This is a genomic window from Serratia marcescens, from assembly GCF_001902635.1.
GTDB lineage: Bacteria > Pseudomonadota > Gammaproteobacteria > Enterobacterales > Enterobacteriaceae > Serratia > Serratia marcescens_F.
This window is the reverse complement of the sequence record NZ_MJAO01000007.1, coordinates 69,361-89,502: the sequence shown is the minus strand read 5'-3', so window position 1 is coordinate 89,502 and position 20,142 is coordinate 69,361. Positions and strand designations below refer to the sequence as shown.

Sequence of the window (20,142 nt, the reverse complement as noted above, 5' to 3'; positions counted from 1 at the left end):
TATGCTGGGCGCAGGTTGTACTTCATTCCACAGCAGGAGCTTACCGTCTGATGTCCGTGCGCATTTTCGCTGCTTTGGTGCTCTCGGCACTGAGCTTCGGTCTGCAGGCCGAAGCCCTCAACGAAAGCTACGCTTTCGCCCTTCTTGGTGAGCCGAAATACGCCACCGACTTCAGCTATTTCGACTACGTTAATCCGGCGGCGCCCAAAGGCGGCGACGTGCGGCTGGCGGCCATCGGCACCTATGACAACTTCAACCGCTTCGCCACCCGCGGCGTGCCCGGCGAGCGGACCCTGGAGCTGTACGATACGCTGTTCACCAACTCCGATGACGAACCCGGCAGCTATTATCCGCTGATTGCCGAGTCGGCCCGCTTCCCGGCCGATATGCGCTGGATGGAGTTGGATATCAACGCGCGCGCCCGCTTCCAGGACGGTAGCCCAATCACCGCCGCCGACGTGGCCTTCACCTTCAACAAATTCATGGCGGAAGGCGTGCCGCAGTTTCGTTCCTATTACAAAGGTGTCACGGTCAAGGCCATTTCCCGATTAACGGTACGCATCGAGCTGCCAAAGGTGAACCGCGAGCAAATCCTCAGCCTGCTGAGCCTGCGCGTGTTGCCGGAAAGCTTTTGGAAAAATCATAAGCTCAACGAGCCGCTCAGCACTCCGCCGCTCGCCAGCGGCCCGTACAAAATCGGCGATTACCGCCTCGGCCAGTACATTACCTACCAACGGGTACGCGACTACTGGGCCGCCAACCTGCCGGTGAACCGCGGCCGCTACAATTTCGACAGCATTCGCTACGACTATTACCTGGACGATAAAGTGGCACTGGAAGCCTTCAAGGCCGGCGCTTACGATTTCCGCATCGAGCCCTCCCCCAAGAGCTGGGCCACCCAGTATCAGGGCGGCAACTTCGCGCGCAACTACATCATCAAGCAAGACGAGGTCAATCAGGCGGCGCAGAACACCCGCTGGATGGCGTTTAACCTGCAAAAGCCGCTGTTCGCCGATCGGCGGGTGCGGGAAGCGATCGGCCTGGCCTTCGACTTTAACTGGATGAACAAGGCGCTGTATTACAACGCCTATCAACGCACCGACAGCTATTTCCAAAACACCGCCTACGCCGCCCGCAGCTACCCGGACGCCGCCGAACTGGCCTTGCTGGCGCCCCTCAAGGCTCAGGTGCCGCCGGAGGTGTTCACCAGCATTTACCAGCCGCCCGCATCCGACGGCAGCGGCAACGACCGGCAAAACCTGCTGAAGGCGACCCAACTGCTGAAAGAGGCCGGCTGGGTGGTCAAAAATCAAAAGCTGGTCAGCGCCAAAACCGGTCAGCCGTTCACCTTCGAACTGATGTTGCTGAGCGGCAGCAATTTCCAGTACGTGCTACCGTTCCGCCACAACCTGCAACGGCTGGGCATCGATATGCAAATTCGCGAGATCGACGCATCGCAGTACACCCGCCGCATGCGCGAGCGCGATTTCGACATGATGTCGACGGTGTACATGGCGATGCCATTCCCTAGCGCCGATCTGCAGATTTTGTGGGATTCGCAGTATATCGATTCCAGCTACAACACGGCCGGCGTCAAAGATCCGGCGGTCGATAGCCTGGTCAGGCAAATCGCCGCCCACCAGGGCGACGAGAAAGCCCTGCTGCCGCTCGGCCGCGCGCTGGATCGGGTGTTGACCTGGAACCGATACATGCTGCCGATGTGGTATTCCAACCACGATCGCTACGCCTATTGGGACAAATTCTCCACGCCGCCGATCCGCCCGGCCTACGCGATCGGCTTCGACAACTGGTGGTACGACGTCAACAAGGCGGCGCGCTTACCGGCTCAGCGGCAATAAGGAGTCGGGATGGCGGCCTATCTGATACGCAGACTGTTACTGGTGATCCCCACGCTGTGGGCGATCATCACCATCAACTTTTTTATCGTGCAAATCGCCCCCGGCGGCCCGGTCGATCAAGCCATCGCCACCATCGAGCTGGGCCAGGGCAGTGGCTTCGGCAGTGGCGGGGTAAGTGAAGGTCTGGGCCACACCCGGGCGAACGTCGCGGCCGGCGACAGCCAATACCGCGGCTCACGCGGCCTGGATCCGGAGGTGATCGCCGAGATCACCCAACGCTACGGCTTCGACAAACCGCTGCACGAGCGCTACTTCACCATGCTGTGGAACTATATGCGCTTCGATTTCGGTGACAGCCTGTTTCGCGGCGCGTCGGTGATGCAGCTGATCGGCCAGAGCCTGCCGGTCTCCATCACGCTGGGCCTTTGGAGTACGCTGATCATCTACCTGGTGTCGATCCCGCTCGGCATCCGCAAGGCCGTCCACAACGGCAGCGCGTTCGATACCTGGAGCAGCACGCTGATCATCATCGGCTACGCCATTCCGGCTTTCCTGTTCGCCATCCTGATGATCGTGCTGTTCGCCGGTGGCAGTTATCTCGACTGGTTCCCGCTGCGCGGCCTGGTGTCCAGCAACTTCGCCACCCTCTCCTGGCCGGCGAAGATCGCCGATTATCTGTGGCACATCACCCTGCCGGTGCTGGCGACGGTGATCGGCGGCTTCGCCACCCTGACCATGCTGACCAAGAACTCGTTCCTCGACGAGATCCGCAAGCAGTACGTCACCACCGCTCGCGCCAAGGGGCTGGATGAGAAAAAGATCCTGTACCGCCACGTGTTCCGCAACGCCATGCTGTTGGTGATCGCCGGTTTTCCGGCCACCTTTATCAGCATGTTCTTCACCGGTTCGCTGCTGATCGAGGTGATGTTCTCGCTCAACGGCCTGGGGCTGCTGGGCTACGACGCCACGCTGCAGCGCGACTACCCGGTGATGTTCGGCACGTTGTATATCTTCACGCTGATCGGCCTGCTGTTGAACATCCTCAGCGATATCACCTACACCCTGGTCGATCCGCGCATTGACTTCGAGGCCCGCCAATGAGCCGCCTTAGCCCGATCAACCAGGCGCGCTGGGCACGCTTTCGCCGCAACCGCCGCGGCTACGGGTCGCTGTGGATCTTTTTGGTGCTGTTCACTCTGAGCCTGGCCGCCGACCTGATCGCCAACGACAAACCGCTGCTGGTACGCTACGAAAACCGGCTGTACCTGCCGTTTATGATCAACTACAGCGAAACCACGTTCGGCGGGGAACTGAACACCGAAGCCGACTATCAGGATCCGTTCGTCCAGCAGCAAATAGAACGGCACGGCTGGGCGGTCTGGGCGCCGATCCGTTTCAGCTACGACACCATCAACTTCGCCACCGAGGTGCCGTTCCCTTCGCCCCCCACGCGCCACAATCTGCTGGGCACCGACAGCAACGGCGGCGACGTGCTGGCCCGAGTACTGTACGGTTTTCGCATTTCAATGCTGTTCGGTCTGGCGCTGACGCTGTTTTCCAGCCTGATCGGCGTGTGCGTCGGCGCGACGCAGGGGTATTACGGCGGGCGTTTCGACCTGTGGGGGCAGCGCTTTATCGAGGTGTGGTCGGGCATGCCGACGCTGTTTCTGATCATTTTGCTGTCGAGCATCGTCCAGCCCAATTTCTGGTGGCTACTCGGCATCACCATTCTGTTCAGCTGGATGAGCCTGGTGGGCGTGGTGCGCGCCGAGTTCCTGCGCACCCGCAACTACGATTACATCCGCGCCGCGCGCGCTATGGGCGTGCCGGATCGCGTGATCATGTCGCGCCACATGCTGCCCAACGCCATGGTGGCGACGCTGACCTTCCTGCCGTTCATCCTCTGCGGTTCGATCACCACGCTGACATCGCTCGATTTCCTCGGCTTCGGTCTGCCGATCGGTTCGCCGTCGCTCGGCGAACTGCTGCTGCAAGGCAAAAACAATCTGCAGGCGCCGTGGCTCGGCATCACCGCCTTCCTGGTGCTGGCGGTGCTGCTGTCATTATTAATCTTTATCGGCGAAGCGGTGCGCGACGCCTTTGACCCCAGCAAGGCGCATTGATATGGCCACTCCTCTGCTCGCAATCCAGGATCTCAGCATCGCCTTCCGCCAGGGCGACACCGTCACGCCGGTGGTCAACGAACTCTCGCTGCAAATAGCGCCGGCGGAAACGCTGGCGCTGGTGGGTGAATCCGGCTCCGGCAAAAGCGTCACCGCACTGTCGATACTGCGCCTGCTGCCTGCACCGCCGGTGGTTTACCCTGCCGGCGATATCCTGTTTAACGGCGGCTCGTTGCTGCACGCGCCGGAAGCAGAACTGCGCAAGGTGCGCGGCAACCAGATCGCGATGATCTTTCAAGAACCGATGGTGTCGCTCAACCCGTTGCACACCATCGAGAAACAGCTGGCGGAAGTGCTGATGCTGCACCGTGGCCTGCGGCGCGAAGCCGCGCGCGCAGAGATCGTCGACTGCCTGGAGCGTGTCGGCATCCGCCAGGCCAAAAGCCGGCTGCAGGACTACCCACATCAGCTGTCCGGCGGTGAACGCCAACGGGTGATGATCGCCATGGCGGTGTTGACCCGCCCGAAACTGCTGATCGCCGACGAGCCCACCACCGCGCTCGACGTGACTATCCAGGCGCAGATCCTGACGCTGCTGCAAGAGCTGAAGCAAGAGATGGGCATGGGGCTGTTGTTCATCACCCACAACCTGAATATCGTGCGCCGCCTGGCGGACAACGTGGCGGTGATGCGCCAGGGGCGCTGCGTGGAGCAAAACGGCCGCGCGCAGCTGTTCAACCAACCGCAACATCCCTATACGCAGCAACTGCTGGCCGCCGAGGACGTCGGCGAACCGCTGCCGTTGCCTAACGGGCGCCCCGGCGACGAGCGGCCGCTGCTCAAGGTGGAAGATCTGCAGGTGCGCTTTCCCATTCGGCGCGGCCTGTTGCGCCGCACGGTGGATTATCACTATGCGCTGAAATCATTGAATTTCGAGCTGCGCGCCGGGGAAAGCGTGGGATTGGTGGGCGAGTCCGGCTCGGGTAAAAGCACCACCGGGCTGGCGCTGTTGCGCCTGCTGGCTTCGCAGGGGGCCATTTGGTTCGACGGCGAGCCGTTGCATCAGCTCAACATGAAGCAGATGCTGCCGTACCGCAGCCGGATGCAAATCGTCTTCCAGGATCCCTATTCCGCCCTGAATCCACGTCTGAACGTACAGCAAATCATCGCCGAAGGGCTGGAAGTGCATCAGCGGCTGAGCGCCGAACAACGGGAACAGCGGGTGATCGAGGCGCTGCAGGAGGTCGGCCTGGATCCGCAGTTGCGCCACCGCTACCCCACCGAGTTTTCCGGCGGCCAGCGCCAACGCATCGCCATCGCGCGCGCGCTGATCCTGCAGCCGCAGCTGCTGATCCTCGACGAGCCGACCTCTTCGCTGGATAAATCGGTGCAGGCGCAGATCCTGACGCTGCTGAAATCGCTGCAGCAACGCCATCGGCTGGCTTATCTGTTTATCAGCCATGACCTGCAGGTGGTGCGTTCGCTATGCCACCAGGTCATCGTGCTGCGACAGGGGGAAGTGGTTGAACAGGGTGACTGCCAGGCGATTTTCGCAGCGCCGGCGGCCGACTATACCCGTCAACTGCTGCAGTTGGCGGATTAGCGGCGATTCAGAAAGGGTATTGCGCGCTGAGCGGTTCGGCGATCGCCGCACCGACGTTTTTCAGGCGGCACATGGTGGCGCTCTCGTCGCTGTGCTGCACGAACAGGCAAGGTTCCCCTTCCCATTCCACGATCGCGCAGTCGACCTGAATCTCCTGCAGCGACAGATTGAGCTGTTGCATCACCTGCCAGGCCGCAGCCCCTTCATGGCTGAGTAACTTCAGCCCAATCAGGTTGTTATCCTCGTCTATTCCGGTAAACGGAATCGGTTCTACCTTCACGCCGGTGAAACCGGATAGCCAACGATAACTTTGCGGCAAGCGATGCACTACCGAAAGTTGGATACTCTCCACATGAAATCCCTAGTTTGAAAAGGTGAAACACGTTTACCTGACAGGGTTAAGTTATAGCCGTTGACCACCGACTCTGCCGCGCACAAATGTTATTTAAATGTAAATTTTGTCGCAAGCAATTAACCTGACCCCGTGCGCGCTGATGTCGTGCCGTTTTTGGCGCGCCGTGCGGTGTTATTTCACGGCATTTTGCGACTCAGCTCGCATTTTTGCGTTATATGTAACCCTTTCCCGCAGCGATCTCAACTCTTTTTTCTTGCAATGCGACTACTTTTTCGTCGCCATATTTTTACATTGACGAAACATTTGGCCTGCTACGTTAGCGTATCTGTCCGTGCTAATGCCTTGATTTGCATCAACCCTAATGCAAACCGTTCGCATCGGCCAGCCGACAGAACGCCGCACTTCCCGGTCTATATCGGGCGATGCGGCGGCGGAATTATTTAACAAAAAGCACACAGGCGAGGAAATGCCGCATTAATTAGCACGCATATATTTAGCAGCAAATTTTTTATTGCCGGTTGTACCGAAAAATGACCAGGCGCAACCCTTTGACGAAGCGGGGCTGCACATCGCGCCCCGCCCCCGGAGAACGTCAGACCGCGCGATCGCGCGGCCGGCTGGCATACAGATAAAACAGCACCGCCACGATGCTGCACAGCGCCATCGAGGTGACCATCGGCCAGGCGCTTTTGCCTGGCGCCATCGACAGCACTGCGCCCACCAGCGCGCCAATGCTGAAGCGCAGCGTGCCGGCCAGAGAAGACGCGGTGCCCGCCATATGCGGGAAATCATCCAGGATCACCGCCATGGCGTTGGAAGAGATCATCGCGATGCACCCCAGGTAGACTGCCACGCCGATCACCAGCGCCCAGAACCCCAGGCCGACGGCGCTCACCGCCAGCAGCCACAACCCCATCGCCAGCTGCACCAGCAACCCCAGCTTGAACATCTTGACCGCGCCAAGCCGCCGTACGTTGCGGCTGTTGATCAGCGTCGTCAGGAACAAAAAGACGATGTTCAGCGCGAAGTAGTAGCCGAAGTGCTGCGGCGAAACGTGGTTCAGTTCGATATAGACGAACGGCCCGGCGCTGAGGAACGAGAACATGCCGGCGAACGAGAAGGCGCTGGCCAACATGTAGCTCAGCACCCGCTTATGACGGAACAGCGAACCGAAGTTGCCCAGCGTGGTACGCAGATGGAACCGCTGCCGCCGCTCTTTCGGCAGCGTCTCCTTGATAAACAGCGCCACCAGCAGCGAACCGATCAACGCCGCAGCGCCCATGGTCCAGAAGATGGCGTGCCAGCTGAACCACAGCAACAACGCGCCGCCGATCATCGGCGCCAGCAGCGGCGCGATGGTCATCACCAGAATGACGAACGACATCATGCGCGAGAACTCGTCCTTGGTGAACATATCGCGCATCAGGGCGTTGATCACCACGCTGGCGGCGGCGGCGGCCAGACCGTGCAGGAAGCGCAGGCCGATCAGCTGATCGATCGATTGCGCCATGGCGCAGGCGCAGCCGGCGATGGCGAAGATCAGCGTTCCCCACAGGATCACCGGCTTGCGGCCGATGCTGTCCGACATCGGCCCATAGAACAGCTGCCCAAAGGCGAAGCCGAGCATATAGGCGCTGAGCGTCATCTGCACGCTGCCGGACTCGACGCCGAACTGGGCGGCGATCACCGGCATGCTGGGCAGGTACATGTCGATGGCCAACGGCATCAGCATGGACAGCAGGCCCAGAATGAAAATCAAACCGAGATGAGAGGTTCGGTTCTGTTGCACGTTCGACGACTCCTTAATCGGCCGCAATCAATGATCGGTTATCAGTCCCGCAGGTGCGGCGCGCCCACGCTGGCGATCTCTTCTTCGGTCAGCGGGCGGTATTCCCCCGGCGCCAGGTCGTCATCCAGCACGATGGCGCCGATACGCTCGCGGTGCAACTCGATCACCCGGTTGCCGACCGCAGCGAACATACGCTTCACCTGGTGGTAGCGCCCTTCGCTGATGGTCAGGCGCACCACGCGCTCTTCGATCTGCTCCAGCGTTGCCGGGCGCGTCAGGTCCTTTTCGTTGTGCAGTTGCACCCCTTCGGCGAAGCGCTGCGCGGTGTCTTCCGCCAGCGGGTGCTCCAACGTCACCAGATAGGTTTTCTCGCAATGGTGACGCGGCGAAGTGACGCGGTGCGACCACTGGCCGTCGTCGGTCATCAGCACCAAACCGGTGGTGTCGATATCCAAACGCCCGGCGGCGTGCAGTTTGTACGCGACCGGCTCGTCGAGGAAGTACAGCACCGTCGGGTGATCGGGATCGTCGGTGGAACAGACATAGCCCTGCGGCTTGTTGAGCATGAAGTAGCGCGGGCCGTTCTGCTGCTGCAGCGGGTTGCCGTCGAACGCCACCTCTTGTTCCGGGGCCAGTTTGAGCGCCCCGCTTTTCACCACTTCACCGTCCACGGTGACGCGTTTAGCCCGAAGTTCGCGCGCTACCAGCGCACGGCTGATGCCTAACTGCTGAGATAAAAACTTGTCCAGTCGCATTGGATCTGTTTTGCCTGTCGTTGTTATGATCGCATTGATCGTATTGCCAAAATATGACGCCCCACCGTTGCACCGGGTGCAAATGGCAGGTTCGAGGGGGAAATCGCGTGGGGGAACAGCGATTGCTGTCACACGAGTATAACGGCGGAAAGCGTCTCCCAACAGGGGTAATTTTCGCGCTTCTCGCACCGCGTGCGCTCAGAAGGCATAATAATAGAAATTTTTCGGCCGTCTGGGGAGTAAAATGTCACTGTTTCTGCGGGATCAAAGGTTACAAAACGTGCTCCCGGCGGCCCATCTCAACCCACGGCGTTAATTTATGGCCTTTACCCTACGCCCTTACCAACTGGAAGCGGTCGAAGCCACCATCAATCATTTCCGGCGGCACCCCGAACCGGCGTTGATCGTGCTGCCGACCGGCGCCGGCAAAAGCCTGGTGATCGCCGAGCTGGCGAAGCGCGCCCGCGGACGGGTGCTGGTGCTGGCACACGTCAAGGAACTGGTGGCGCAAAACCACGCCAAATACTGCGCCTACGGTCTGGAAGCGGACATCTTCGCCGCCGGCCTGCAGCAGAAAGAGAGCGCCGGCAAGGTGGTGTTCGGCAGCGTGCAATCGGTGGCGCGCAACCTGCCGCTGTTCGACGGCGCCTTTTCGCTGCTGATCGTCGATGAATGCCACCGCATCAGCGACGACGACGACAGCCAATACCAACAAATCATCCAGCATTTGCAGAAAACCAACCCGCAGCTGCGGCTGCTGGGGCTAACCGCCACGCCTTACCGGCTGGGCAAGGGCTGGATCTATCAGTACCACTACCACGGTTTTACCCGCGGTGACGGCACCAGCCTGTTTCGCGACTGCATCTACGAGCTGCCGCTGCGCTACATGATTAAAAACGGCTTTCTGGTGCCGCCGGAGCGGCTGGACATGCCGATCGTGCAGTACGATTTCAGCCGGCTGGAGGCCAGGAGCAACGGTCTGTTCAGCGAAGCGGATCTGAACCGCGAGCTGAAGCGGCAAAACCGCGTCACGCCGCACATCATCAGCCAAATCGTGGAGTACGCCGAAGACCGCAAAGGGGTGATGATTTTCGCCGCCACCGTCGAGCATGCCCGCGAGATCCACGGCCTGCTGCCGAACGGCGAGGCCGCGCTGGTCAGCGCCGAAACGCCGCCCGCCGAGCGCGATGCGCTGATCGAGGCGTTCAAACAGCAGCAACTGCGCTATCTGGTCAACGTGGCGGTGTTGACCACCGGCTTCGACGCGCCGCACGTCGATCTGATCGCCATCCTGCGCCCGACCGAATCCGTCAGCCTGTACCAGCAGATCGTCGGACGCGGGCTGCGGCTGGCGCCCGGCAAGCAGGATTGCCTGATCCTCGACTACGCCGGCAACCCGCACGACCTGTTCACGCCGGAGGTCGGTGTCAGCAAGCCGCACGGCGACAGCCAACCGGTGCAGGTGTTTTGCCCGGCCTGCGGCTTCGCCAACCTGTTCTGGGGCAAGTGTACCGAAAACGGCGACATCATCGAGCACTACGGCCGCCGCTGTCAGGGTTGGCTGGAAGACGACGACGGCCACCGCGAGCAGTGCGATTACCGCTTCCGTTTCAAGAGCTGTCCGCACTGCGGCGCAGAGAACGACATCGCCGCGCGCCGCTGCCATCAGTGCCAGGAGGTGCTGGTCGACCCGGACGACATGCTGAAGGCGGCGTTGAAACTGAAAGATGCCCTGGTGCTGCGCTGCGGCGGCATGGAACTGCACAGCGGCCGCGACGACAAGGGCGAATGGCTGAAGGCCACCTATTACGATGAAGACGGCACCAGCACCAGCGAGCGCTTCCGCCTGCAGACGCCGGCGCAGCGCAAAGCGTTTGAGATGCTGTTCCTGCGCCCGCACCAGCGCGCGCCGGGCGTGCCGTTCGCCTGGCACACCGCCGCCGACGTGCTGGCGCAACAGCAGGCGCTGCGCCATCCGGATTTCGTGGTGGCGCGCAAACGCGGGCAATTCTGGCAAGTGCGCGAGAAAGTGTTCGATTATCAAGGCCGTTTCCGCCGCGCCAACCAGCTGGCCTGAGCGGAACGCGGCGATCTCGGGCAGGTTTTCATTGCCCTACGGGCGGCTTTCCGTTAAAATGCCGCGCGCTTTACCTGGGCCTGCCCAGTGTTAAAGCGGGTTTCCGAACTTGCTACTTGGGTCGCCTGTAGCAGGGTAAATTTTCTTTTAAGAGAAAAAACAATGTTCACTATCAATGTAGAAGTACGTAAAGACCAGGGTAAAGGTGCGAGCCGCCGCCTGCGTGCAGCAAACAAATTCCCAGCTATCGTTTACGGTGGCAAAGAAGCTGCAGTTTCCATCGAATTGGACCATGATTCTGTTAAGAACATGGAAGCTAAACCAGAATTCTACAGCGAAGCAGTAACTCTGGTTATCGACGGTAAAGAAACCAAAGTTAAGGTTCAGGCTGTACAGCGTCACCCGTTCAAGCCAAAACTGGCTCACATCGACTTCGTTCGCGTTTAATCGCTACGTTTTCGAACCTTTCGGGACGCCGAAATAAAGAACGCCGCAATTGCGGCGTTTTTTATTGTCTGCGGTTCGGCAAACTTACTTGCCGCTACCGGTCCGGCGCTGCAGCTGATCGCGCAGGTTCGGCGGCGTGCCTCTGATGGTCAGCGTGTCGGTGGCCGCGTCCCAGAAAATGCGCTCGCCCAACAGCATCGCGTCGAAGTTCAGGCTGATGCCGCCGCCGCTGCCGGCGAACTTGGTCAGCTGGCGCAGCGTACCGCGATCCGCCGGGAAGCTCTCTTCCAGCTGATACCCCTGATCGCTGGAGAATTGCATGAAGTCTTTCTCGCCCACCGGCGACAGCTCCTGCGACAGCGCCTGCAGTTCGATCTCTTCGCCCGCCTGCAGCTGTTCGTTGCAGTAGCTGTACACCTGCTGGCGCACCGACTGGCGCTCATTCTTGTCCAGTTGCGCATCGGCGCAGTAGTCGTCCACCGCCTGCAGCAGGCCGCGGTTTTGCGCCTTGGTGTCCAGCCCTTCCGCCGCCGCCAGGAAATCCATGAAGAAGTCGGCGACCTTGCGGCCCACGCGCCCGCGCAGGAAGGTCAGGTAGCGGGTGGATTCCGGGTTGGTTTCCCACTCGGTCAGATCGATGCGCGCGACGATGTCGGCGTTGTTGATGTCCAGATAGTGCGTAGTGTTGATATCCAGCTCTTCGTTGACGCGCATGCTGTTGCGGCTGTTCAGCACCGCGATCAACAGGTACTCCACCGCCAGATAACGGTATTGCCCGAACAGCACCACGCCGCCTTCGGCGAAGGGATACTTCGACAGTTCGTCGCGCAGACGGCCGGTTGCCGCGCGGCTGAAGGCCAGAAAGTCTTTATCGTCCTTGCGGCAGGTGCGCAGCGCTTCCGCCAGTTCGCTGCCTTCGTTGAACAAGCCGAAGGCCTTGCTCTTGGCGCTATAGACGCGATGCAGTTCCGCCATCATTTCTTCCACCGCCGCGTTGGCGGGTAGCAAGGAATCGCGCAGCACCACGTCCAGCGTTTGCTCGTCGCGTTTCACCAACTGGTGCAGAGCGATCTGGTCGATATCCAGACTCATGGTAAATCCTCCTGTTCTTTAGGCGCGTATTCAAACACTGAAGGCCCCGCCCTGCAATACTAAAAAAACCGCGGCAAACCGGAACGGCGCAACGATGAGCCGCGCCGCTGCGGGCGAACCCTTACGCGAATAAAGGGAAGTGATAAAAGAGCGGAAAATCACTGTCCTATACGGTAAGATAGAGCACTTTGCAGATTACTAAGCGCAATTTTATGCCACAATCATCCCGTTACAGTGACGAACACGTTGAACAACTGCTCTCAGAGCTGGTCAATGTTCTGGAAAAACACCATACCCCCACCGATCTTTCCCTGATGGTGCTGGGCAACATGGTCACTAATTTGATCAACACCAGCGTTGCCCCCGCGCAGCGGAAAACCCTGGCGAGATCGTTCGCGGAAGCCCTGCAGGCTTCTGTCCGTGAAGATAAAGCGCATTAATATTGACTTATGGTGACAAACCGTCAGCGTTATCGTGAAAAAGTCTCCCAGATGATCAGCTGGGGGCACTGGTTCGCCTTATTCAACATCCTGCTCGCCCTTGGGCTGGGCAGCCGCTACCTGTTTGTCACCGACTGGCCCTCCTCCCTGCTGGGCCGGGTCTATGCTCTGGTCAGCCTGCTGGGGCATTTCAGCTTTATCGTGTTCGCCGGCTATTTGCTGGTGATCTTCCCGCTCACCTTCGTGGTGATGTCGCAGCGGCTGCTGCGATTTATTTCCGCCGCGTTGGCCACCGCCGGGCTTACGCTGTTGCTGGTCGACAGCGAGGTGTTTTCCCATTTCCACCTGCACCTCAATCCGGTGGTGTGGGATCTGGTGGTCAACCCGGACCAAAGCGAGCTGTCGCGCGACTGGCAGCTGATGTTCATTTGCGTGCCGGTGATCTTCCTGGTGGAGATGCTGTTCGGCACCTGGAGCTGGCAGAAGCTGCGCAGCCTGAACCGCCGCCGTTTCGGCAAGCCGCTGGCGGCGCTGTTTATCAGCGCCTTTTTCGCCTCGCACCTGATTTACATCTGGGCCGACGCCAACTTCTATCGCCCCATCACCATGCAGCGCGCCAACCTGCCGCTTTCGTACCCGATGACTGCGCGCAAGTTCCTCGAAAAACACGGCCTGCTCGATCAGCAAGAATATGAGCGCCGCCTGGTGCAACAGGGCAACCCGGAAGCGGTGGCGGTGGAATACCCGCTCAGCGATCTCAGCTACGGCGATAAAGGCAGCGGCTATAACCTGCTGATGATCGTGGTGGACGGTATTCGCGCCAAAGACGTGGCGCAGGACATGCCGGCGCTGACGCGTTTCGCGCAGGAAAACGTGCGTTTCAACGATCACTACAGCTCAGGCAACCATGCCGATACCGGGCTGTTTGGCCTGTTCTACGGCATTTCCCCGACCTATCTGGACAGCGTGCTCGCCGGCCGCAAGCCGTCGGCGCTGATCAATGCGCTCGGCGATCAAGGCTACCAACTGGGGCTGTTCTCCTCCGACGGCTTCAACGCCAGCCTGTATCGCCAGGCTTTATTGACCGATTTCTCGCTGCCGACGCCGGCGCCGCAAAGCGATGCGCAAACCACGCAGCAGTGGCAACGCTGGCTGACGGATCAGGGCGACAAAGAGCCGTGGTTCTCCTATATCAACTTCAGTGGCGCCGAGCCGGCCGAAGGCGAGAAAACCCCGGCACCGGCCGACTTTATCCAACGCTACCGCCGCGGTGCGCAAGACGTGGACGCTCAGATCGCCCAGGTGCTGAGCACCCTGAAACAACGCGGCCTGCTGGATAAAACCGTGGTGGTGATCACCGCCGAGCACGGCGTCGAATTCAACGACAGCGGCAAAGACCAATGGGGCGCCGGCACCGGCTTCAACCAGGCACAGCTGCAGGTGCCGCTGGTGATCCACTGGCCGGGCACGCCGGCGCAGACCATCAACAAGCTGACCGGCCATAACGACGTGATGCGCACGCTGATGCAACGGTTGCTGCACGTGAAGAGCGCCCCGAAAGATTATTCACAGGGCGAGGATCTGTTCACCGCCCAGCGCCGCAATAACTGGATCGCCACCGGTGACAACAACCAGCTGGTGATCACCACGCCAACGCAGACGCTGATGCTGGACAACAACGGCAACTATCGCGTCTACGATCAGAACGGCGAGGAAATAAAAGGCGAGAAACCGCAGCTTGCCCTGCTGCTACAGGTGCTGACCGATGTAAAACGTTTTATCGCCAACTAACTGCTTAAAACTAAAGCAATCAAGTGGCGAGGCGCTTGCATTAACATCGGGAATCGGTAGTATGATTTGCCATAGCGTCGGCATGTAGCGCAGCCTGGTAGCGCACCGTCATGGGGTGTCGGGGGTCGGAGGTTCGAATCCTCTCATGCCGACCAAACATTCCAAATAGGTCAAGGGGTTAATCGAAAGGTTAGCCCTTTTACTTTATGCAGAACACTGCACATGTGCAATAGCCAAATGCACATGCTCATATCAATCCATGACGGTTAACAGGGAGCGTCACAAGTTCCTTCCCCTGTCTCGCCTGTCGCCCTGCTCCAGTCTCCTCCTATTCGCTATGCTCATAGGCAGCTACCAGGCTGCGCTACATGCCATATGCACTAACGCAATGTGAACGAATCAACCTAACGCATTGAAGGTAAAGCAAGTAATACAGACTACATGAGACACGGGGTCATTAAATTTGTAGGGAAGGATTGTCTACGGGGGGATAAGGGGGACTAGGGGGGAAGCATCTACAGTGCATTCTGCCTTAAATGTATCTAGCAGAAATTAGCCTATCGGGGGAATACTACTAATGATGGGGTAAGGCATAGAGAACGCCGTAGCATTCTCCATAGCCTTTATGGGAGATGAGAAATTACTGAACAAATGGAGCGGTTAGGTGGAGTATCAGAGCATACAACGGCGAAAGGACATTGCACCCTCTTGCTTTCTAGTAAATTTTATCGTCAGTCACTCTGCTCACGCTATCCGAAGGATGGACTTCCTGACAATGGGGGCATTCAATATAAACTTCCCCATACTGCTCAGACTGCATTGATTTGTAGAGCAGGTAGATTGACCGGCAATGTGGGCATTGTATGTTCTGGTTCTTAGCACGCAGAGCGTAGTGCTTATCTTTGTCCACATCAGAGAGGGCTGAATCAAAAGCGAGGGCTAAAGAACGTGCATCGGTGAACACTCCTGATAAAAATCTTGATGCGTAACCTTGTAGCTTTGCTTCTTTAGCTGTGTAGCATCCCCCTTTCTTTACAACAACAATACCTTTATAACTGAAAGTATTTGTGCCGCTGAACGATGTAAAAACTTTATCATTACTATCGGGTTTCAGCGTCTTCTTCTTTCCAAAGCGAGTGTTAACCATATAGTTTCTATTCATCAAACAACCAAAGAAGTTAAGTGTTTTTTTGCTTTTGATTCCTAAACCACTCAGCAGCTTTTGCATTATTGCGCAGCAAAGATGCAGAGTTTTTTGCCTTCATATTTGCTTTAAAGGTTTCAACAGCACTCTTTGAAGGTGAGACACTTTCAGTAATACCGAAGTTTTGAAGATTTTGTTGGCGTAAGGCTGCCCAATAGGCTGCCATCTTTTTATCATTAACACCTTCTTTCAAAGGAGCATATTCTTTCGCCTTGTTCTGCTCTTCTACACGCTTCAATGTGTCCGCAATGATTGCTTCGGCGTCTTCCTCAGAATATCCTTGAAAGATTAAATCTCGCTTAACGCCATCAACAAAACTTTCTTGATTATTAGATTCAAAAATATCAGTCATTATTTAGTTACCAATGAATATTTTTTATTTATATTATAAACACCAACAATTGAAAGCTTTTGCATATACTCCTCTCGCCAGTAATTAGCAAAAGCATCAACAGGTGTGATAAACTTCTTAAAGCGATGAGACGCTATTGGCCACTCATTATAAATCATTGAGAACGCCTCCTAATGTTCTTAGCCCTAGTCGAGATAAAGTATGTCTCACACTATCAGGAGTCCAACGCTTCCCCTTTATGCTTAGAACACCTTTTTCATTTAGAGCGTTAGCAAGGGATTTATATCCATATCCATACTCAATCAACTCTTCAAGTATTACTCTCACTTTCGCATCATAAACTTGCATTTTCTTATTGCGTATTTCTTTATACATCCCCCCTCCTTAGTCCCTGATAACAGATAGTCCCATTCTCTTTAGCATAAGTCTTACTGACGCAGCAGTTTGCTTTCTCCCTTGTGGAGAAGGAATTTCTTTTTTATTAAGCGCATTTGCTAAAGCTGTTACACCAAAACCGTATTCAAGAAGCTCTTCTATAATGGGTTTTAGTTTCTCATCATACTTCTTAGTTCGTGCCCTACATTGTTCAGTAAACATTTTTCACCATTAATTATTTAAACAAATGACCAGACCTATCTATCCATTGCTTAGTCTGTTGACTCAACACCTCAATAAACATCTTTATTTTTGACGTCATCCCTATATAAGATAGGTGTCTAATATGTTCCCGCTCCCCTCGAGTAAAAGGGCGCAACCCGATAGTATATGTAGGAGAATATTGATATTTATTATAATTCTTAGCGTCCATATCAAAGGAGAATGTAGCATTACCAGACAGATCTAACTTCCCTTGCTCTATGTAATAATGCATTGACTTAATCAATGACTCACATGCAGCGAGGATACTCCTACAATAACGATCTCCTAGAACACCCTGATCTTTTATCACCCTGCGTTTACTTAACATCTCTTGTATAGATTGGGTAGATAATAGAGACAGATGCGCCATCACTGTAATCAGCTGATTAACAGGAATCCTTGTATTCACTGCATGGTTATTGCAGGCACCATAGATGATGTCATCCAATAGATATGGCATATCATACCTACCTATATCTTCATTCCAATGTAATCCAGAAAAGTAACCCATGAGAGGGTTATCAATCTGCTTAGGCTTTCTACCCCTAGTCTCTCTATTTATTTCGGATGTAGTATATACACCATTCAAAAACAGCTCATCTACAACACTTTTAGCTATTGTGCTAACATCTTCATTTGTACAAAGTGATAGATTATAATCTAAGATCTCTCCCGTTGTTGTATCTACAGCTATATCACCTAACCATTTTATCATTGTTATATCCTATTTTATTTCGGATGTAGTATTATAAGTGATTTACTTTCTGCGTTCACTGTTAACTGGCGTTAACAACAAGTCTCGCATGAACAGAGACGGGAACGTGAAACGTTAACGTGATGTGAATGCATAAAGGGATAGCGTGAAGATAACGCCTTGCTCATTACCTCCCGGTAACTCGCTAGCGGCAAAGATCAAAGAAATAAAAGAACGCATGAAAAACACTCAGCCTGCAAGGCTTCGCTAAATGAATCAATAATGAATAGCTAAGCGTATTAACGCTGTTATAAGCATGATAGTCAGTATGTACTTTAAAGGCATGAGTAGGAAAATTAATAGTTCCATATTATATATAAGTCTTTTTTTAAGAAAAATGTGTATGCGTAGAGAAATATTTTTGTTAGTGTCTAGCTGTTCTTACTGTAACTTGTTGTCTTAGATGTAAATCTTTAAGATATTTTTTTACTTGCGTATGCTTATGTTTGTCCCGCAGCATGGCTGCGCACACTGGGATTAGGCTCAACCCTGTAAACCTCATATAAAGGCCATAGCAAGGTTTTAAGCCTAACCCAGGGTTGTAGGATGGATTTGTATTTTAAATTCAATAGAGGGGCTTACAGAAGCCAGATGACAACAGAGGTAATGTTAGCTCATTCAGAAGCTTATTCCCTAAAAAACCCTCTCTTCTCCTACGATGCTAGTAATCATTGAATGAATGAGTTGTTCCGTTCAAGCCTACGGCTAACGGGAAACACTACCTCACATTGTCAAAGAGCATGTAGTTTGCTGCAATTATATGAGTGCCTTTAAGAGACGACCTCTTTCTGTGGGCTATGGTATTTTGAGGGTTCACCGCTCTAGAGCCTAGATACTCCCCTTCCTCCTCAGTCGCAACTAGCATTCTTAGGGGATGAGAGCCAACTAACTATCAGCGTGATTACTTCCTGCACCACTCCGCGTCACGAACTACGCATTCATGGATAACACTTTATAAAGATCAAATCAAGGCAATATTTAATTGCTACGCCATGCCCTATGCATTTTACAAGCGTCATTAAAATCACCAAGAATGATGTAATCCAGTCCTGAGCATCTCAATTCTCCCATCTGCGCCACTGTTAACATTTGCGCTATACCAATCAGGAGCAGGACAATCACAAAGACAACCCTCCACCTTTTCAAAAAAATGCCTAACAAAAAACCAATAAGGAATGAAGCACGCTTTAGCATTGTATTTCCCCCAACATTACTCATACCGCTTGATATTCATCGGTATAAGCCCCATAAGCCGAACACCAGTAGAACCAATGTAATTACGCCTACAGATCTATTCTTTGTTTCTATAAAAGAAATCAGCGAAGACACTCCTATTATTACTCCCAATGCCCCTATGAAATTTATAACCCCAATAGAGTTAAATGAAGGATTGATATAAAGGCCAAAGCACAGCAATGCTATTCCCATCATCACTGATTTAAATGCATTCCATCTAAGAAACGACCTAGCATCATCTTCTTCAACTCGTTTTGATTTAGCCAACACGCCAACATTCATAAACATAGCAGGGAATGCATACAACACAGACAAACCAGATAACAAGTACAACAAAATGTTAATCATAAGCAACATAACCCAATGAACTGACTTAAAGGATTAGGATCAAGTATAGGATTCATTCTGGTCAAATAGGATTAATAGATCGATAACGCAAAACCGATCGTTGAAATCGATCACATTGCTACAGGTAAAACAAAGGCAGGAATCACCCTGCCCTTTTATATCAATAAGTTACTCCATCAACGCAGCAACGCTACTCGCCTTGATGTGGCTATATCTGGCTAACATAGTGATGTCCTTATGTCCTGAGATACACTGTAGCTGCATTGTGTTAAGCCCTTTCTCTGCGTATCTAGTGATACATGTATGACGCAGGGAGTGGAAGCATACACCTTCAATTCTTGACTCCTTACATGCTCTCCTGAATGCTTGGCTCACAGAGTAAGGGCGTAAGCTAAACAACTTGATATATCGATACCTTTCCCCCTCCTTCCCTTCACACAGAGATTTCAGCAAATCCAGCGCAGCAGAAGAGAGAGGCACATCCCTTGCTTCTGCGTTCTTTGTTTGATGATCGGCCAGATGTATCACCCTCTGCCTAAAGTCAATCATGGCAGGCGTTAACGCTAAGATCTCTCCTCTACGCATAGCCGTCTCCCACGCAAGAATGATGATAGCTTTAGCCTCACTCATTCCCTGCAACCTACTCCTACAAGTATCCACCCGCTCAAGGATCATCTGGTATTGCATAGGCGTAAGTATCTTATCTCTTGGCTTACCCGCTTCCGGTAGTCGAACAGGCTTCACAACATCATTGCAGGCTACTCCCTTCTCTGAGGCAGCCCAACGCAAGAATCTTGAAAGAAGCTGTAACTCAAGCCGTACAGTGCCATTAGCTGCTTTCTTCAAACGTTCCACTTTGTATGTAGCTACATTCTCACTGGTAATCTTCTCAAGGGGAGTGGAGTCAAAGAACCTATCAAGATTCATCAACCGGTTTCGGATGGAGTCATAGCCCCCCCTTTGCTTTCCATTCTTGGTTAACACCTCTTCGAGATAGACAGGGGACAGCGCTTTGATAGTGCTTTCTGACTTCTTAAACTTCTTTTCACAATCAGATGACCACTGCTCAGCCTCTTCTATCGTGAAAAATGTTTTGGTTTGTGTAGGGTGTCCCTTGATTCTTACTTGAGCGTTCCACTTACCAGAAGGGAGTTTACGGATGGTAGCCATGTGCATTAATCCTGCTTTATACATGACCTATCTATATGAATGTACTAACCATTCCATGAGTTTTATGAGTCATGGGGTGTCGGGGGTCGGAGGTTCGAATCCTCTCAT

The 20,142-nt window shown here is 54.7% G+C and carries 20 protein-coding genes and 1 tRNA gene; 9 read left to right on the top strand and 12 right to left on the bottom strand.

Annotated elements, in window-relative coordinates:
• The first annotated feature begins 50 nt into the window (after positions 1 to 50).
• The 4 genes from BHU62_RS08760 to yejF are packed head-to-tail and all read left to right on the top strand — an operon-like array spanning position 51 to position 5,585.
• Positions 51 to 1,859: an extracellular solute-binding protein gene (locus tag BHU62_RS08760; RefSeq protein WP_073531557.1), complete on the top strand. Its 1,809-nt coding sequence runs from the start codon at positions 51 to 53 to the stop codon at positions 1,857 to 1,859.
• A gap of 9 nt (positions 1,860 to 1,868) precedes the next feature.
• Positions 1,869 to 2,960, top strand: a complete 1,092-nt coding sequence (locus BHU62_RS08755) for a microcin C ABC transporter permease YejB (RefSeq protein ID WP_073531556.1) — start codon at positions 1,869 to 1,871, stop codon at positions 2,958 to 2,960.
• Positions 2,957 to 3,982, top strand: a complete 1,026-nt coding sequence (locus tag BHU62_RS08750) for an ABC transporter permease (RefSeq protein WP_073531555.1) — start codon at positions 2,957 to 2,959, stop codon at positions 3,980 to 3,982. The genes BHU62_RS08755 and BHU62_RS08750 overlap by 4 nt, the downstream gene beginning before the upstream one ends.
• Before the next feature lies 1 nt (position 3,983).
• Complete coding sequence (gene yejF, locus BHU62_RS08745) at positions 3,984 to 5,585, top strand: microcin C ABC transporter ATP-binding protein YejF (RefSeq protein ID WP_073531554.1); 1,602 nt, start codon at positions 3,984 to 3,986, stop codon at positions 5,583 to 5,585.
• Positions 5,586 to 5,592: 7 nt separating this feature from the next.
• Here yejF and BHU62_RS08740 read toward each other — a convergent pair whose 3' ends face one another.
• The 3 genes from BHU62_RS08740 to rsuA all read right to left on the bottom strand — a co-directional run bounded on the left by BHU62_RS08740 (position 5,593) and on the right by rsuA (position 8,484).
• Positions 5,593 to 5,937, bottom strand: a complete 345-nt coding sequence (locus BHU62_RS08740) for a YejG family protein (protein ID WP_073531553.1) — start codon at positions 5,935 to 5,937, stop codon at positions 5,593 to 5,595.
• Between the two features lie 595 nt (positions 5,938 to 6,532).
• Positions 6,533 to 7,729: a Bcr/CflA family multidrug efflux MFS transporter gene (locus BHU62_RS08735; protein WP_073531552.1), complete on the bottom strand. Its 1,197-nt coding sequence runs from the start codon at positions 7,727 to 7,729 to the stop codon at positions 6,533 to 6,535.
• A gap of 41 nt (positions 7,730 to 7,770) precedes the next feature.
• Positions 7,771 to 8,484: a 16S rRNA pseudouridine(516) synthase RsuA gene (gene rsuA / locus BHU62_RS08730; RefSeq protein ID WP_073531551.1), complete on the bottom strand. Its 714-nt coding sequence runs from the start codon at positions 8,482 to 8,484 to the stop codon at positions 7,771 to 7,773.
• A gap of 319 nt (positions 8,485 to 8,803) precedes the next feature.
• Between rsuA and BHU62_RS08725 the strand changes: the two genes are divergently transcribed.
• On the top strand, positions 8,804 to 10,561 hold the full coding sequence (locus BHU62_RS08725) for a DEAD/DEAH box helicase (protein ID WP_073531550.1): 1,758 nt from the start codon (positions 8,804 to 8,806) through the stop codon (positions 10,559 to 10,561).
• Between the two features lie 162 nt (positions 10,562 to 10,723).
• Complete coding sequence (gene rplY / locus BHU62_RS08720; protein ID WP_019453645.1) at positions 10,724 to 11,008, top strand: 50S ribosomal protein L25; 285 nt, start codon at positions 10,724 to 10,726, stop codon at positions 11,006 to 11,008.
• An 84-nt stretch (positions 11,009 to 11,092) separates the two neighbouring features.
• Here the strand turns inward: rplY and yejK are convergent, their stop codons facing one another.
• Complete coding sequence (gene yejK, locus BHU62_RS08715) at positions 11,093 to 12,100, bottom strand: nucleoid-associated protein YejK (RefSeq protein ID WP_073531549.1); 1,008 nt, start codon at positions 12,098 to 12,100, stop codon at positions 11,093 to 11,095.
• Between the two features lie 212 nt (positions 12,101 to 12,312).
• On the opposite strand from yejK, the gene BHU62_RS08710 reads away from it, so the two are divergent.
• The 3 genes from BHU62_RS08710 to BHU62_RS08700 all read left to right on the top strand — a co-directional run bounded on the left by BHU62_RS08710 (position 12,313) and on the right by BHU62_RS08700 (position 14,486).
• Entirely contained in the window at positions 12,313 to 12,540 is a 228-nt protein-coding gene (locus BHU62_RS08710; protein WP_004935782.1) for a YejL family protein, read from the top strand.
• A gap of 9 nt (positions 12,541 to 12,549) precedes the next feature.
• Positions 12,550 to 14,331: an LPS biosynthesis-modulating metalloenzyme YejM gene (yejM, locus tag BHU62_RS08705; RefSeq protein WP_073531548.1), complete on the top strand. Its 1,782-nt coding sequence runs from the start codon at positions 12,550 to 12,552 to the stop codon at positions 14,329 to 14,331.
• Between the two features lie 78 nt (positions 14,332 to 14,409).
• A tRNA-Pro gene (locus tag BHU62_RS08700) sits at positions 14,410 to 14,486 on the top strand.
• A 560-nt stretch (positions 14,487 to 15,046) separates the two neighbouring features.
• Here the strand turns inward: BHU62_RS08700 and BHU62_RS24880 are convergent.
• The 8 genes from BHU62_RS24880 to BHU62_RS08680 form a co-directional block, all read right to left on the bottom strand.
• Positions 15,047 to 15,559 (bottom strand): hypothetical protein, encoded by a 513-nt coding sequence (locus tag BHU62_RS24880; protein WP_139282262.1) that lies wholly within the window; start codon positions 15,557 to 15,559, stop codon positions 15,047 to 15,049.
• Positions 15,510 to 15,887 carry a hypothetical protein gene (locus BHU62_RS08695; protein WP_073531547.1) on the bottom strand — a complete coding sequence of 126 codons (378 nt, stop codon included), beginning with the start codon at positions 15,885 to 15,887 and terminating at the stop codon, positions 15,510 to 15,512. Before BHU62_RS08695 ends, BHU62_RS24880 begins: the two co-directional genes overlap by 50 nt.
• A complete protein-coding gene (locus tag BHU62_RS25215; RefSeq protein ID WP_171971304.1) occupies positions 15,887 to 16,045 on the bottom strand; it encodes a hypothetical protein in 159 nt (52 codons plus the stop codon). Before BHU62_RS25215 ends, BHU62_RS08695 begins: the two co-directional genes overlap by 1 nt.
• Positions 16,035 to 16,262, bottom strand: a complete 228-nt coding sequence (locus tag BHU62_RS08690; RefSeq protein ID WP_071890258.1) for a recombinase family protein — start codon at positions 16,260 to 16,262, stop codon at positions 16,035 to 16,037. The genes BHU62_RS25215 and BHU62_RS08690 overlap by 11 nt, the downstream gene beginning before the upstream one ends.
• A gap of 9 nt (positions 16,263 to 16,271) precedes the next feature.
• Positions 16,272 to 16,484: a hypothetical protein gene (locus BHU62_RS24875; RefSeq protein ID WP_139282261.1), complete on the bottom strand. Its 213-nt coding sequence runs from the start codon at positions 16,482 to 16,484 to the stop codon at positions 16,272 to 16,274.
• Positions 16,485 to 16,497: 13 nt separating this feature from the next.
• On the bottom strand, positions 16,498 to 17,241 hold the full coding sequence (locus tag BHU62_RS24870) for a hypothetical protein (protein ID WP_139282260.1): 744 nt from the start codon (positions 17,239 to 17,241) through the stop codon (positions 16,498 to 16,500).
• A 1,269-nt stretch (positions 17,242 to 18,510) separates the two neighbouring features.
• Positions 18,511 to 18,864, bottom strand: a complete 354-nt coding sequence (locus tag BHU62_RS24865; protein WP_139282259.1) for a hypothetical protein — start codon at positions 18,862 to 18,864, stop codon at positions 18,511 to 18,513.
• 168 nt (positions 18,865 to 19,032) lie between these two features.
• On the bottom strand, positions 19,033 to 20,034 hold the full coding sequence (locus tag BHU62_RS08680; protein WP_236720655.1) for a tyrosine-type recombinase/integrase: 1,002 nt from the start codon (positions 20,032 to 20,034) through the stop codon (positions 19,033 to 19,035).
• Positions 20,035 to 20,142: the final 108 nt, after the last annotated feature.

Bases quoted from the DNA above. Each gene is read 5' to 3' on its own strand.
- BHU62_RS08760 (WP_073531557.1), top strand. From the start codon at position 51: ATGTCCGTGCGCATTTTCGCTGCTTTGGTGCTCTCGGCACTGAGCTTC.
- BHU62_RS08755 (WP_073531556.1), top strand. From the start codon at position 1,869: ATGGCGGCCTATCTGATACGCAGACTGTTACTGGTGATCCCCACGCTG.
- BHU62_RS08750 (WP_073531555.1), top strand. From the start codon at position 2,957: ATGAGCCGCCTTAGCCCGATCAACCAGGCGCGCTGGGCACGCTTTCGC.
- yejF (WP_073531554.1), top strand. From the start codon at position 3,984: ATGGCCACTCCTCTGCTCGCAATCCAGGATCTCAGCATCGCCTTCCGC.
- rsuA (WP_073531551.1), bottom strand. From the start codon at position 8,484: ATGCGACTGGACAAGTTTTTATCTCAGCAGTTAGGCATCAGCCGTGCG.
- BHU62_RS08725 (WP_073531550.1), top strand. From the start codon at position 8,804: ATGGCCTTTACCCTACGCCCTTACCAACTGGAAGCGGTCGAAGCCACC.
- rplY (WP_019453645.1), top strand. From the start codon at position 10,724: ATGTTCACTATCAATGTAGAAGTACGTAAAGACCAGGGTAAAGGTGCG.
- yejK (WP_073531549.1), bottom strand. From the start codon at position 12,100: ATGAGTCTGGATATCGACCAGATCGCTCTGCACCAGTTGGTGAAACGC.
- BHU62_RS08710 (WP_004935782.1), top strand. From the start codon at position 12,313: ATGCCACAATCATCCCGTTACAGTGACGAACACGTTGAACAACTGCTC.
- yejM (WP_073531548.1), top strand. From the start codon at position 12,550: ATGGTGACAAACCGTCAGCGTTATCGTGAAAAAGTCTCCCAGATGATC.
- BHU62_RS24880 (WP_139282262.1), bottom strand. From the start codon at position 15,559: ATGCAAAAGCTGCTGAGTGGTTTAGGAATCAAAAGCAAAAAAACACTT.
- BHU62_RS08695 (WP_073531547.1), bottom strand. From the start codon at position 15,887: ATGACTGATATTTTTGAATCTAATAATCAAGAAAGTTTTGTTGATGGC.
- BHU62_RS25215 (WP_171971304.1), bottom strand. From the start codon at position 16,045: ATGATTTATAATGAGTGGCCAATAGCGTCTCATCGCTTTAAGAAGTTT.
- BHU62_RS08690 (WP_071890258.1), bottom strand. From the start codon at position 16,262: ATGTATAAAGAAATACGCAATAAGAAAATGCAAGTTTATGATGCGAAA.
- BHU62_RS24875 (WP_139282261.1), bottom strand. From the start codon at position 16,484: ATGTTTACTGAACAATGTAGGGCACGAACTAAGAAGTATGATGAGAAA.
- BHU62_RS24870 (WP_139282260.1), bottom strand. From the start codon at position 17,241: ATGATAAAATGGTTAGGTGATATAGCTGTAGATACAACAACGGGAGAG.
- BHU62_RS24865 (WP_139282259.1), bottom strand. From the start codon at position 18,864: ATGATTAACATTTTGTTGTACTTGTTATCTGGTTTGTCTGTGTTGTAT.
- BHU62_RS08680 (WP_236720655.1), bottom strand. From the start codon at position 20,034: ATGGCTACCATCCGTAAACTCCCTTCTGGTAAGTGGAACGCTCAAGTA.